The organism is Marisediminitalea alba (assembly GCF_002993365.1).
Classification (GTDB): Bacteria; Pseudomonadota; Gammaproteobacteria; order Enterobacterales; family Alteromonadaceae; genus Alteromonas; species Alteromonas alba.
Map to the genome: position 1 here is coordinate 1 of NZ_PVNP01000070.1, position 13,226 is coordinate 13,226.

The 13,226-nt window shown below is 46.6% G+C and carries 12 protein-coding genes; 6 read left to right on the forward strand and 6 right to left on the reverse strand.

The features are described from left to right. Together C6Y40_RS08020 and C6Y40_RS08025 are read right to left on the reverse strand one after the other, a co-directional pair. Window positions 1-789: IS5 family transposase (locus C6Y40_RS08020; protein ID WP_105933276.1), on the reverse strand; the 789-nt coding region annotated here is incomplete at its 3' end. A 38-nt stretch (window positions 790-827) separates the two neighbouring features. Continuing rightward, window positions 828-1,433 carry a Tn3 family transposase gene (locus tag C6Y40_RS08025; RefSeq protein ID WP_205664752.1) on the reverse strand — a complete coding sequence of 202 codons (606 nt, stop codon included), beginning with the start codon at window positions 1,431-1,433 and terminating at the stop codon, window positions 828-830. A 283-nt stretch (window positions 1,434-1,716) separates the two neighbouring features. Between C6Y40_RS08025 and C6Y40_RS08030 the strand changes: the two genes are divergently transcribed. Next, on the forward strand, window positions 1,717-2,883 hold the full coding sequence (locus tag C6Y40_RS08030; protein ID WP_105934132.1) for a DUF4113 domain-containing protein: 1,167 nt from the start codon (window positions 1,717-1,719) through the stop codon (window positions 2,881-2,883). On the opposite strand, the gene C6Y40_RS25400 is transcribed toward C6Y40_RS08030, so the two are convergent. Continuing rightward, complete coding sequence (locus C6Y40_RS25400) at window positions 2,880-3,008, reverse strand: hypothetical protein (RefSeq protein ID WP_276309510.1); 129 nt, start codon at window positions 3,006-3,008, stop codon at window positions 2,880-2,882. The genes C6Y40_RS08030 and C6Y40_RS25400 overlap by 4 nt on opposite strands. Before the next feature lie 110 nt (window positions 3,009-3,118). On the opposite strand from C6Y40_RS25400, the gene C6Y40_RS08035 reads away from it, so the two are divergent. Both C6Y40_RS08035 and C6Y40_RS08040 read left to right on the forward strand, forming a co-directional pair. Further along, entirely contained in the window at window positions 3,119-7,081 is a 3,963-nt protein-coding gene (locus tag C6Y40_RS08035; protein WP_105934133.1) for a response regulator, read from the forward strand. An 87-nt stretch (window positions 7,082-7,168) separates the two neighbouring features. Next, on the forward strand, window positions 7,169-7,831 hold the full coding sequence (locus C6Y40_RS08040; protein WP_240621880.1) for an SDR family oxidoreductase: 663 nt from the start codon (window positions 7,169-7,171) through the stop codon (window positions 7,829-7,831). Between the two features lie 54 nt (window positions 7,832-7,885). Here the strand turns inward: C6Y40_RS08040 and C6Y40_RS08045 are convergent, their stop codons facing one another. From C6Y40_RS08045 to C6Y40_RS08055, 3 genes are all read right to left on the reverse strand, one after another. Then, window positions 7,886-8,782 (reverse strand): pepsin/retropepsin-like aspartic protease family protein, encoded by an 897-nt coding sequence (locus C6Y40_RS08045; RefSeq protein ID WP_105934135.1) that lies wholly within the window; start codon window positions 8,780-8,782, stop codon window positions 7,886-7,888. Window positions 8,783-8,887: 105 nt separating this feature from the next. Continuing rightward, a complete protein-coding gene (locus C6Y40_RS08050; protein WP_105934136.1) occupies window positions 8,888-9,598 on the reverse strand; it encodes a substrate-binding periplasmic protein in 711 nt (236 codons plus the stop codon). 24 nt (window positions 9,599-9,622) lie between these two features. Then, complete coding sequence (locus C6Y40_RS08055; RefSeq protein WP_146129522.1) at window positions 9,623-10,009, reverse strand: hypothetical protein; 387 nt, start codon at window positions 10,007-10,009, stop codon at window positions 9,623-9,625. A gap of 247 nt (window positions 10,010-10,256) precedes the next feature. Here C6Y40_RS08055 and C6Y40_RS08060 point away from each other — a divergent pair, with 247 nt between their 5' ends. The 3 genes from C6Y40_RS08060 (at window position 10,257) to C6Y40_RS08070 (ending at window position 12,954) form a co-directional block, all read left to right on the forward strand. Further along, window positions 10,257-10,595: a P-II family nitrogen regulator gene (locus tag C6Y40_RS08060; RefSeq protein WP_105934138.1), complete on the forward strand. Its 339-nt coding sequence runs from the start codon at window positions 10,257-10,259 to the stop codon at window positions 10,593-10,595. 33 nt (window positions 10,596-10,628) lie between these two features. Continuing rightward, the gene (locus C6Y40_RS08065; RefSeq protein WP_105934139.1) at window positions 10,629-11,912 is read left to right on the forward strand and encodes an ammonium transporter; all 1,284 of its coding nucleotides are present in this window, start codon (window positions 10,629-10,631) and stop codon (window positions 11,910-11,912) included. Window positions 11,913-12,198: 286 nt separating this feature from the next. Next, the gene (locus C6Y40_RS08070; RefSeq protein WP_105934140.1) at window positions 12,199-12,954 is read left to right on the forward strand and encodes a PEP-CTERM sorting domain-containing protein; all 756 of its coding nucleotides are present in this window, start codon (window positions 12,199-12,201) and stop codon (window positions 12,952-12,954) included. The last annotated feature ends 272 nt before the right edge of the window (window positions 12,955-13,226 follow it).

Below are 13,226 nucleotides of genomic sequence, written 5' to 3' on the forward strand. Positions count from 1 at the left end.
GTTAATGGCCGTTTTGTTTTTGCGAGGATGCTTTTTCAGTGCCCGGACTTTTCCGGGGCGTTCGGCAATCAGCCATTCCACATTTGTATCTTGCAACTCTTCCCGTTTCTCTGCTCCCTGATAACCGGCATCGCCGGAAGCGAATTCTTCTTCGCCATGCAACAGGTTTTTCAACTGATTCAGGTCATGCTCATTGGCGGCGGTGGTTACCAATGTATGGGTGAGACCGCTCTTGGCATCCACACCAATATGGGCTTTCATGCCGAAATGCCATTCATTACCTTTCTTGGTCTGATGCATCTCCGGGTCACGTTCATTCTTTTTGTTTTTAGTGGAGCTGGGCGCTTCAATAATCGTCGCATCCACCAATGTGCCCTGCGTCATCATCACACCGCAGTCCGAAAGCCATTGGTTGACCGTTTTGAACAATTTGCGAGTCAGCTTGTGCTTTTCCAGCAAGTGCCGGAAGTTCATAATGGTAGTGCGGTCTGGAATGGCTTTATCCAATGACAGTTGCGCAAACTGGCGCATCGAAGCAATTTCATATAACGCATCTTCCATTGCCTCATCACCAAGGCTATACCATTGCTGCATACAGTGAATGCGAAACATGGTCTCGAGCGCATACGGACGTCTGCCATTGCCTGCTTTAGGATAAAAGGGTTCAATCACTTCCAGCAGTTGAGACCACGGCAGCAGGTTATCCATTCTGGATAAGAATATCTCTTTACGGGTCTGACGGCGCTTACTGGAAAACTCGCTGTCAGCAAAGGTTAACTGGTGACTCATGAGCGGTAATGTTTGTGATTTACTATGCAGCTATGATCTCACATCGGGGACTTATTCGCATCTTCCCTAGAACCCCATTGTGATACTTGGTAATCATTCCCCCCACGAAATTTATTGCCATTAACTGAAGTAATAGCACGTTTTAACTGATGGTATGCTTCACCTCTGTTCAAGGCTTGCTGGACGTAATGACGCAACGTTGAATTATCAACATACTCCAAAACATAAATAGATTTAATTAAACGGTCGTACTCATGCAATGCTGACAATCTTCGGCTCTTGCCGTTACTCAACTTTCTAATGATTGTGCTTTGAGTGGTGGTTTTACGACTCAATGAACAAACAATATGCTGAATATTGTCCCATTCTTCAGCAATTAGCTTATGATTAATATCTTTCTTTAATTGAATACGGCCTCCGTTCTCTTCAGTCACTTCAAATAGCTCAAAAAACACCTTTTTCATTTTCGCGTATCGAGGGGCGAATGTGTAACCAAAGAAATCTAATATAGCGAAGTTAACATTATTGGTACCATGCGTATCGGTCGATAAGGTATTAGGCTGTATATCTGAAGAGTTGTTATAGAGTAAGTCAAAAGCAAAGTGACCTTCATATTCGTTAGCGCCAATGACTTGCGTACTCACCGGAACATGACGTGGTCAACCAAAATTGACCAACCCAGTTAAGCTACTTTTTTCAATTTCTTCATGTCCGCCTCATATTGATTTGAAATTTCCATACTTTATCTAATTCATGTTTTTCTAAATTAGCTAAAATGCAACTCAGAAATGTCCAGAAGTGAGTTGTGTGGTGTCGAGTGGAGATTGTACGATTAAGCCCCTAAGTAATTAGTCCGTCAGTCTCCCTCGGTAATCAAATTAGTACATCTTAGCGATCAAATTGGTAAAAAATTAGACATGTAGATGAATGCCCACCTTAAAAAATAGACAGCGGGTTGGGCTGGGTGATTTTTCTGGTGTTAGACGCCAGCAACCCATGCGGCAGAATGGTTGCTCACTTACTCGTCTATTTTTAGCGGGAATTCTTAGCCAACTGTACGAACTTTACGATTACTTGTCGAATAAAATGATGCAGGTTGTAGGGCGGTACGCTCCTGACCAGCATATCTATTCCATAGACGAGTGCTTCTTATTTTTTGATAGCTGGCGGCCTGCTGAAAGCTGGCGTGCTTATGCTATGCGCATACAGAGTGATGTGTGGCAGCAACTCAGATTGCCGGTAGGTGTTGGCTTAGGCGCAACGCCCACTCTGGCGAAGGTTGCCAGCTTTGCAGGTAAAAAGCTGGGCGATAAGTCTGGCATTGCCGTGCTCGATACGCCGGAAGCTTGTAGGCATGTGCTACTTCAAATGGATGTCCAAGATGTTTGGGGAGTGGGTAAACGCATAGCTGCCCGGTTGCGTGAGCAAGGTATAATAAACGCCTGGCAGCTGGCACAATTTGATCCTAAAGCGCTGCGTAAACAGTTTTCAGTAGAACTGGAGAGAACGGTAAGAGAGCTCAACGGTACCGTGTGTATAAAGTGGGATGAGGAAAGAGCGAAGAAGCAGCAAATATACTCAACGCGGGCGTTCGGGCAACCGGTTACCAGCGAACAGTTTCTGCGTGAGAGCCTCTGCTGGCATGCTGAAAAAGTGGCTGAGAAATTACGCCGGCAGCAGAGTAAAGCCTGGCTACTCACTTTATTTACTCACGCCAATCCCTTTGCGGATACAGAACAATACCACAAGGCGATTCAGCATCGCTTTGCGCAGCCAACTAACGATACCAGAGCGCTGGTTCAGGCTGCGTCTAATGCCAGTCACGCGCTTTACAAAGCCAATATTAAATTACACAAGTGTGGCGTTGGCGCGATAGAAATTATCGAAACTGCCCATGAGCAGAGCGATATGTTCGCCGAACTCGCTCACAACCCCAGACTCATGCAATGCATGGATGCAATAAACAGCCGCTACGGCAGTCAGACTATAGGCGCAGCCGCAAAAGGAATACACCCGGAATGGGGGATGAAAAGAGAACACCTGTCACCCCAATACACGACTAACTGGCGGCATTTACCCAAGGTTGTTTGCTAACGCCCATCATCTGGTTTTTCTGCCTCTTCTACCAGCAGAGCCGGGCAGTCTGGTCTCTCAATGCCGAGAAGATCCGGCATTGCAGGAGGATAGTTACCGCCCTGTACCATTAGACAGTCTTCCACTGAAATCTCGCAATTGGTTAATTTTTGCTCTATATTCATTTTGAAGTACTCGCATTAAAGTAGTTGATAAGGAGATACCAATTTAATAAAAGGACTTCGGAGATACGCAGATGAAAAAGACAAGGATGTTGACATTTAGGACAGTATTATTTGCTGTCTTTATTTGGTTATTGACCGTAGAGAATGCGTTTGGAGTAGAACCGTCCTGGACGGGGAAACGCAAACTAAACGGTGAAGCAACAGGTATTATACGGGACATTAAAGAGCACAATGGAGCAGTATTTATTGGTGCAGAGAATGGCCTGTTCCGCATTGTCGGTAATTCAACAGAACAATTTACTCATTCCAATAGTCCGTTAGGTAAAGGGTATATTGCGGATCTACACATTGCCGGGAATAAGCTGTTTATTTCCGAATTCGGTAACGGCGTGTTTACCTATTCCTTGTCCGAAGGCACCTTTTCACAACTTGCTATCCCTGAGCCTCTGGCTGTAAAAGCATGGGCAACCCACTCTTATAAAAACTCAGTTGTAGTTAGTACATTGACTGGCATTGTGCTGCTGCCATCTTCTGGTAGTTCTCCGATCGTTAAAGATAAGTTCGAAGATGGTTCGAACATGAGAAGTATCTATTCGCTTACTGTTTACAATGATCTGGTTACTGCATCTGAAGCAAACCATGTCATTTTTATGGATGAGCAATTACGGGAAATTACGCTTCTTAAAAGAGATATTTACTTCCCGGGGCTGGAAAAGATTACTTATGTCAGGGCTATTGGCGAGTATCTCTATGTGGGTGGTGTTGGTGGTATTTATCGGTATCGGGATAACGTTAGTGATTTTTATCCAGTTTCTGTTCCAGAAAATCAGCTTAAGGATGTTGAAAGTATTATCGAGGATAGCGAAGGTACGCTTTGGGTCGCGGCCGGAGGGTTATTTACGCTTGATAAAAGCGATGGTGTGTTACGTGAATTAGCTTTCGGCAAGCCTCGTTTTAGTTTTGATCAAATAAGAGCAGTGCAAGCTATCCATCAATTAGAAAGTAAACAGTTTCTGGTTGCCTCCACTCAGTTGGGGATATTAGCTCTAGACCTTAATCTCCACGCAGTTAATTACCTGCACGAATCATCATTTCCTTTTCGGAATGACATTTACTCAGTCGTACCTTTGAGTTCAAACCAATATATAGCCAGAAGCAAAGACAAGTGGTTTCGATTGAACGCCGAGACGGGTAAGTTAGACCGATTCACTAACAATGAATTTGAACAAGTCCCGATTCCAATAGGTAACAAAGTGATAGCGCCTGACGCTGCGTGCAATGCATTCGAATTTGGGGATGCTGAGCTGATTAAAACTCAGAAAATACGTGACGCATCAGGCTTTTGCTCTTATTTGAAAGCAGAACACTACAATCAGGAAGAATTACAATACATTTATTATCAGGCCCCCACACACGCAGGGTTCGTGAAGTTAGAAAATAACGAACTATCACATCACGTTAATGCACCAAAAGAGCTCAGGTTTCTAGAGAGCACCAGTGACCTGCCTGCAATCATACTGGATAAAAAAAATGTGCTTTATTTCATGGTTGAACAGGGAGTTTGGGTTCGACATGAATTGGAGGAACTGAAAGGCGTTTTTGTATATTGCATGTACACAGATTCAACCAGCATTTATTTTTGTACATCCGGCAAGGGGTTGAAACGATTCGACATAGTTGCGAAGCGCTTTATTGAGGAGCCAGTAAGTGCAGCTATCCCGAGGTTTATAAGGGCAGGTTTTTTGGATGCTAATGGCAACCACTGGCTGGCGACTAATAAAGGTTTCGTCTTTTTAAGTGGAAACTATCTATTTCAATTTGATAGTAGTGATGGAGTTGTTGATACTGACTTTAATTACCGGGGCATTTTGCCGCTTAACGAGAAAAAATTTATTCTGGTGGGCGATCAACTGTCTTACGTAATCGATGCAGACATGGTCGCTCAATACGTTGAAAAACGCAGACGGCATGTCGCACAAGCAGCAGTAGTAAAATTAGAGTTCTCGCCTGATATTACCCGAACAGCGCCTCCGGCCTCACAATTTACTTTGGAACTAGCCTCTGCCCCCGATGAAATGATTTTTGAATTTGCCTCGGCAGACTACGTTTATCCGCATTTGCACAAGCTTGAATATCGTCTTAAAGGATTTCATGAAGACTGGCAGGAGCTACCGGCTAACATGGGTACCGTGGCTTACTCAGGCCTGAGCTTTGGCGCTTTTGATTTTCAGGTTCGGGTTGTGGATAGTAAAAGTCAGGCTGTCCAGCCCATTAGTCGTTATCCCTTCAATATTGCCCGGCCACCATGGCTAACCTGGCAGGCATACTTACTGTATCTGGCGGCTTTAGCACTGACCATCTGGCTTGTAGTAGTACTGATAAAACGGCATATGGCCGAAAAAAGCCGGGTCTTGGCGGCGGTTATTGAGCAGAAGCAGTCGGCGTTACTGGAAAGTAACCGCTCAATTACCGAGCTCTTGAACAAGAAAGAAAAAATCTTCAGTAATCTTGCCAATGAAATAAAGACACCGGTAATGCAAATCTTAAATCCGCTCACAGAATTACGGGCAAAGCCATTAACAGCGGATATTCGAAGTAAGCTCAATCTGGTTTACGATAACGCAGGCCGCCTCAGAGTGCTCACCGACCAGCTTGCGGCGGTGGAGCGGATTGAACATATTAGCGGGCAGGTGCTGCAGCGATACAATATCGGCAATACATTAGCCTTCCTGGTTGAAACCTGGCGTCCGGAAGCCTTCAAAAAACAACTTATACTCAGCTGTGATTGTGAATTTAGAGCGCCAGTGTTGCTAATTCAGGACTCGCTTGAAGCGTTACTCAACCATTTACTGATTAATGCAGTTTCTTATACTCAGCCTGGCGGACAAGTGCGCATTAAAGCAATACACCAGGCTGACAAGCTAGTGGTGTGCATTAAAGACAACGGCCCGGGAATGGACAAACCGCACCTGGAATTTGTTACATCCCGGTTTGCCAAGGGCTCCAATTATAATGGCAACACTAAGACTGGCATTGGCCTGAACCTCGCGAACGCACTGGCGCTGGCCAATGACGGCTGGTTAGAATTAAAAAGTGAACCGGGTATGGGTACAGAGGTTTCGGTGCATTTGCCTTTTAACCCTGCGCTGACAGTGGAAAATAGGGAAGCTCTTACCGTTGATGATGAAACACAGCGGCAGGTAGCAGAACAATCGGCTCTGTATAGGGAAAGCAATTTACCGGTAGTTCTCGTGATCGAACGTAGTCATGAGGCCTGCGAATATATCATTAATTTACTGGGCGAAAGCTTTAATTGTTACTCAACCCAAAGCGGTACGCAGGCGCTGGAAATCATCCCCGTTTTGCAGCCTGATGTGATAGTCACTGAGTTAAACATTACCGATATTTCCGGTGTGATCTTTACTGAAAAGCTCAGGGAGAAGGATGTATTTGCAGATGTACCGGTAATGATACTCACTGCCGACAGTGATTACTCCTCAAAACTCAGTAGTTTTAAGGCGTCAGTCAATGACTACCTGGTTAAGCCGGTAGAACGTGAAGAACTGATATCAAGAATTGAAAGTAATCTCACCTACTCTCGGCTTGCCCATCGTCATAACGTTAGCCGTAACGTTAACGACAACACAGAAAATTCACCTGCTTACGTAAAGGCTATCTTGCCCCGATGTGATAATGAGAAAGACCGCAAATTTATTGTTAAGTTCTTGGATATAATAGAGAGTAATTATCAGGATGAGCGGTTCAACCGTAGTCGTGCATCGGCGCTTCTGGCAATGAGCGACAGGCAGCTCAATCGCACTCTTTCGAAATTACTACCAGATAACTTTACGATGTTTTTGAAAAAGTACCGGCTGGAGAAAAGCATGCCGATGTTGGAACAAGGTTTACAGATAACCCAGATAGCGTTTGAAGTTGGGTTTGGTTCCGGCGCCTACTACAGCCGCTGTTTCAAGCAGGTTTACAAAGTGCTGCCAAGCGAATATGAATTTTCTCAGCCAGTTGAAACCGAGTAATCTGCCAAAGCTTTGCACTTTTAAAAGTCAATTAGTCTCCCCATGTCGTATTAACTCAAAATGGAAAAAAAAGTTTGGAGACTTATTTTGGCTACTATTCTTATTACCGGTGCGAACCGTGGGATTGGTCTGGCGCTTGTGCAGGCGTATCTGAAACGTGGCGACAGTGTTATCGGGGTTTGCCGTAATTCATCTGAAGCGCTTCAGCGAAGTGGCGCAGAGGTAATTGAACAGGTGGATGTCAGCCAACAGGACGGCCTGGATAAATTGCAGAACCAGCTTGGCGGCAGGACCATCGATGTGCTTATCAATAACGCGGGCATAATGCGTAAAAATAGTCTGGATGATTTGAATTTTGAGCAGATTAGAGAGCAATTTGAGGTAAACGCTATCGGCCCGCTACGGGTTGTTGCCACCTTAAAGGCGAATTTGCAAAAAGGTAGTAAAGTTGGTCTTGTTACCAGCCGGATGGGCTCAATTGCTGATAACGACTCAGGCGGTAGTTATGGTTACCGGATGTCAAAAACGGCGCTCAATGCGGCTGGTAAGTCGCTGGCTGTTGATCTCAATAAGCAAGGGGTTGCAGTGGCCCTATTGCATCCGGGTTGGGTAAATACCGAGATGGTAAACTTTAACGGGCTTATCGAACCTGAAGAGGCGGCAGCCGGATTGCTGGCGCGTATGGACGAATTAAACGTCGAGAATTCCGGTGGATTCTGGCACAGCAATGGCAGTCAGCTTCCCTGGTAATCCGTACTAAGTATTAACGTGTCATAACGCCGGGCTTGCCCGGCGTTATGCTGATTACTTTTCGGGTGGCAGTGATACGTGGATCTTGCCGGTTTTATAATCCATGGTAAGCAGGAAATACTGGAATAAGCCATAGCCGATAATGCCGACGATGCGTTTACCTTTAATGCGGCTGCGGGTTTCAGAAAACTGGCTTTTCAGGTTGGTGGTTTCGCCCGGTGCCGGGAAGCTTACTTTCACATCGGCAATTTCGAACGGGCCAAACCTTACGGTATCTGCATTGGCAACATCCTGAATACCGGTACTGTTAACCCCTCTGGATGACTCTGAGCCATCAACTTTGTCGAGTAAGCCCGCTCGGGATGCGTAGCGCCGTTCCATAAAAATGCCGCTGGAGCTACCGGTATCAACCAGAAACCAGAAGTTCTCGCCATTTATGCCTATCTCAGCGATGGGCATGCCATTGCCGCGATTGTCCATGGATCTCACATTGGACGCTTCATTCATATCCACGCTGTCGCGGGTGAGTAAGCGTATTTTCTTTTCAGGGTAATTGATTTGGATAATGAATGGATTGAAAAATCCAGCGCCCAGTAACATGCCGCTGGAATGGTGGCCCAGATTAAACTCGACCACCTTGTCCAGCTCAAATTCAGAGCCGAACAGTCCTACCTTAACATTGTTGTAAGTGGTTCGATCTTCGGTGTCGTGAACGCCCTGAATACGCATTTTGGCGCCGGTCGATAAATCCAGGTTGTTTTTACCAATGAAGGCCTTATTGATAGCGTGAACCTGAGCGCCGGAGTCTAGTAGTACATGAGTGTCGATACCTTCAACGGTAATCGGTAAATAAACGTGGCCATTGTGCAGCGTAAAATCGACCCATTCTGAGACAGCGGCAAGAGCGCGCAGGGGGGCAAGAAGCAAGATCAGCAAGTAGGCATACTTCATTGAATTTCCTTATTTTATTAATTAATCCTTTATCAACAAACAAAAACATACACCACAAGATGATGGGAAGTCGAGGGATCTTTGAGCTGTAAACTGGCGACAGGCTTAATGCGTGTCAGCGTAATAATTGCGCCGGATGGATTGAAAGGCACCACTGGCGATGCCGTTGGCAATAATCGCTTCTAACTCGGCCTTGTGTGCGTAAAGCCACGAGTGGTTATTGATGGCAATATACTGCTGATAAACCTCAGGTGGCTGGTAATCGGCTTGCGTTATGTTGTTGGTGTAGCCGAGCTCCTTAAGGCGCAATGCGGTGCTTTGCGTCACATGTAAAAAACCATCTATGCGGCCTTTTAACAGCATCTCGATTTTTTGCTCCAGCGAACGAGCCGGCACTATATGCGCTGCGGGTATTGCGCTTAATATGGCATCACTGTTGGCGTGTCGGGTCAGGCTGAGTAAATGCTTGCGCATATCATCAGCTTCAGTAAACAGAGTCTCATTGCCTGCGAGTACAAAGAGTCCGATGCTCAGATTATCGTAGGCGGGCCTGAGCAGAATGGTATGGCTACCAATGGGGGCAGTGCCAGACACTCCAACCATCATATCGATACTGCCATCATCCAGCTCTATCAGTCGCCGGGCATAGGGCATGTGGGTGATGACCGCCTCCACATTAAGCTGCTCGCTGATATACTTAATAAAATGAGCGTGGAGGCCGTTGGGAAAATTACCGGAGACTGCCGATTTAAGTTGGTTTGCTGCATGAGTATTCCCGGATAACAGCAGTAGCAATAACAACCAGCGATACCACATAACTATCCGCCGCCTCCAGAACGCTTATTTACAGAGCGGTTTGCCCCACCACTCGCCGTCTTCCACGTATTTAACCACCAGGCCGTCATGAATCAGCAGAGCGTGTGTATTAAACCCGGTGTCTTTTCCCACCATGTTGCGGTAATTGAGCGTGGCACAAACAAGATAGCCGTAGTACACGTTATCCAGTTCATTGCCCAACCAGTAACGTTTGGGCTTTTCTATTTTGCCGTACTCAACAGAATTCGGGTGAGTGAGGTGATAGCCATAGTAAGTTTTTATGATATTTTCGTAATCATCGGGGTAGGCGCCGTAGTCAGCATCACTGATTTCCTGTTCCGAGGGGAGTGACGTACATCCGGCTAATACACCAGCAGAAATAACAGCTAACGCAGCAAGCAATTTTTTCATATACATTCATCTCCTTTTTGTTTTCAGACCAGAGTTTCAGAGTGCAAAGGATACCATATCCTTACTTTATCTTGTTACGGCAATTAGATAATGAAACCTGCCTGCGCGCTATATATTGCGACGAAACTGTGATTGTGCAAGTCCGGTAACGCTACTTTTGACTAATAAGGTTTTGTTAAAAAAAGTGGTAAAAATACTACCGTTCAGAGAAAATAAAATTCACCTTCTCTGTAAGAAGCCCGGAATAATGAAAAAAATCACTGCGATTATAAAACCATTTCGCATCGAAGAAGTACGTCAGGCCCTGGCTGACGTAGGAATAAACGGCTTAACAGTTAGTGAAGTAAAAGGATTTGGACGACAAAAGGGCCACAGCGAGTTGTACCGTGGTGCCGAGTATCAAATTGACTATGTACCCAAAACACAGATGGAGCTGGTGGTTGCCGACGAAAACGTAGAACGCGTTTGTGAAGCGATTATTCAGAGTGCCAGGACCGGCAAGGTAGGCGACGGAAAATTATTTATAACAGATGTCGAAAAGGTTATCCGAATAAGAACATCAGAAACAAACTCCGACGCAATTTAATACAACACATTTGAGAATCAACAGGACACACTTATGCGAAACTGGCTTATCGGCCTGGCGTTAATGCCGGGCTTTGCATTGGCTGAATCCGGTGCAGATACCGGCGACACCGCCTGGATCTTAACCGCTACGGCGCTTGTTTTATTTATGACCCTGCCGGGTCTGTCGTTTTTCTACGGCGGCCTGGTGCGCAGCAAAAACGTACTTTCGGTATTAATGCAATGTTTTGCAATTGCCTGTGGCGCGTCTTTGATTTGGCTGATAGCGGGATATAGCCTGGCATTTGGAGAAGGTAACGCTTTTATCGGCGACTTCTCAAACATGTTTTTAGCCAATACGGATAAGTCCTCATTATCCGGTACACTCCCTGAGCCGCTGTTTTTCATGTTTCAGATGACATTTGCCATCATCACCCCTGCACTAATGGTGGGCGGGTTTGCTGAGCGTATGAAATTCTCTTCTGTACTAGTGTTTTCTCTGGCCTGGCTGGTGCTGGTATATCTGCCAGTGTGTCACTGGGTGTGGGGCGGCGGCTGGCTGGCGCAAATTGGCTTGCTGGACTTTGCTGGCGGTACAGTAGTGCACATTACGGCGGGCGTAGGCGCTTTGGTGGCAGCGATGTACATCAAAAACCGCCACGGCTACGGCAGCGCCTCAATGATCCCACACAACCTGACCATGACGGTAGGCGGCGCGGGAATGCTATGGGTTGGCTGGTTTGGCTTCAATGGCGGCAGCGCCGTGGCGGCTAATGGAGATGCGGCTATGGCAATGTTGGTAACTCACGTGTCAGCTGCGGCAGGCTCACTGGCGTGGATGACCATCGAGTGGGTGAAATACGGTAAACCTTCGGTGTTGGGTATCGTTACCGGCATGGTCGCAGGACTAGGAACCATCACGCCGGCTTCGGGCTATGTGGGTCCGGCAGCGGCTCTGGTTATTGGTCTTACTGCTGGTTGCGTCTGTTTTTACTTCACCAACCTAATCAAGCAGAAGTGGAAAATTGATGATTCGCTTGACGTGTTCCCGGTTCACGGCATCGGCGGTATCCTGGGTACTTTCCTGGCCGGTATCTTCTGCTCTCCCGATCTGGGCATTTTCAGCGGCTACGGATTCGGAGGCGATAATACCTCCATCGGCGAGCAACTGGGCGTACAGATGGTCGGTATTTTTGCCACGTTTGTCTATACCGCAGTGGTAAGCCTGGTGCTGCTTAAGCTGGTAGACATGCTCACTAAAGGTATTCGGGTTTCTGCAGAGCATGAGCAGCAGGGGCTGGATATCAGCAGCCATGAAGAGCGCGGATACAACCTCTGAGCCACTAACAGGGCTGCTGATGCAGCCCTGTTACCTTCGTTACATTGCACTAAAGTATAATGTCGCTTTTTTTTACAAATCAACAGTTCGTAGAATTATTCAAAAAGTCTTCAAATCAAAAAATTGTCAGTTATTCAAGTAATTAATCATAAATCTAGCGATCTGGCCCCTTCTTTGCTAGATATGCGGTAGGTATGCTTAATTTTTAATCATACTTAATATACTGCAAATAAAAACGTAGAGAATGCGCGGTACTACGGGCGTTTATTGAAGAAGGACTTTTTACATGAAAGCGAAGAAACTGTTTGCTGGCGGTCTCGCCGGCGTATTGTTGGCATCTGCGTCTGCTGCCAACGCAACCATTCTAACCGTATTCGATGGCATTACTGACGGCGTTGCCGATTTTGACAGCACCGTAACGGGCGCTGGCGGTACTGTTGGCGTTGACATCTGGGATACGATCTTGTCAGGAGCTTCGATCGACCGTGGTGACTATGTTATTACGCAAAACGATGGCGGCTCTGCATCCGGCACAACCTATGGTTCATTAACGGGTACTGCAATTGGTATCAATCCGGCGGGTGGTGGTTCACTTCCTCGTACGAATCCGATGGACTATTTTGGTAGCGGCATTACCTTCACCTTCGATAGCGCAGTAAACGCTGTTGGATTTGAAGTAGGCGACTGGGCGACCTGTTGTACCGATCCTACAACTGATCTCTATATCTCATTTGACGGTGGCTCGCCAATTTTAGTGGCTTCGGCATCCACAAATGCTGAAGGGCTTTTCCCGTCGCAGGATAACCCGGCAAGTGATGTATTTGAAATATTTGTAGCGGCGTTTGACGATAGTGATGAATTTACTCAGGTGTCGTTCTGGGGCAACGGTATCGGTGAGTATCTGGTTGCTGGTGGTCAGGTGCGTTATGCACTGCTAGATCAAGACAGCCTTCCGCCAACTACTCCGGCTTCAGCGCCTGCCTCGCTGTTACTGATTATCGGTGGTTCCCTGCTTGCGGCTCGTCGCCGTCGCTCCGCATAAATCACGACTCGTTCGTACCTAAAAGGCCTGCTCATGCAGGTCTTTTTTATGGTGCGCCGGGCATGGCGCGTAGTGCTTTAGCACTGTTCGACTCACTGTGGTGGTGAGTTGATGACTTGGAGGTGGAAGTCCTCTGCACACCCGGCAAGGGGAAGTGCTAGCCGAACGGCAAGGGTGTTCATCGTGAGGTGAAATCTGAAGGAAGCCGGAGGCAAAATGCTGGCCTGACGAACAGGAAGCGGTTTAGGCGTTGTTGCAGGGTGAGGTGGCCA

What these genes read in the sequence shown, in the direction of transcription:
- C6Y40_RS08030 (WP_105934132.1), top strand. Translation starts at nt 1,717, where the DNA reads ATGCCCACCTTAAAAAATAGACAGCGGGTTGGGCTGGGTGATTTTTCT.
- C6Y40_RS08035 (WP_105934133.1), top strand. Translation starts at nt 3,119, where the DNA reads ATGAAAAAGACAAGGATGTTGACATTTAGGACAGTATTATTTGCTGTC.
- C6Y40_RS08045 (WP_105934135.1), bottom strand. Translation starts at nt 8,782, where the DNA reads ATGAAGTATGCCTACTTGCTGATCTTGCTTCTTGCCCCCCTGCGCGCT.
- C6Y40_RS08050 (WP_105934136.1), bottom strand. Translation starts at nt 9,598, where the DNA reads ATGTGGTATCGCTGGTTGTTATTGCTACTGCTGTTATCCGGGAATACT.
- C6Y40_RS08055 (WP_146129522.1), bottom strand. Translation starts at nt 10,009, where the DNA reads ATGAAAAAATTGCTTGCTGCGTTAGCTGTTATTTCTGCTGGTGTATTA.
- C6Y40_RS08060 (WP_105934138.1), top strand. Translation starts at nt 10,257, where the DNA reads ATGAAAAAAATCACTGCGATTATAAAACCATTTCGCATCGAAGAAGTA.
- C6Y40_RS08065 (WP_105934139.1), top strand. Translation starts at nt 10,629, where the DNA reads ATGCGAAACTGGCTTATCGGCCTGGCGTTAATGCCGGGCTTTGCATTG.
- C6Y40_RS08070 (WP_105934140.1), top strand. Translation starts at nt 12,199, where the DNA reads ATGAAAGCGAAGAAACTGTTTGCTGGCGGTCTCGCCGGCGTATTGTTG.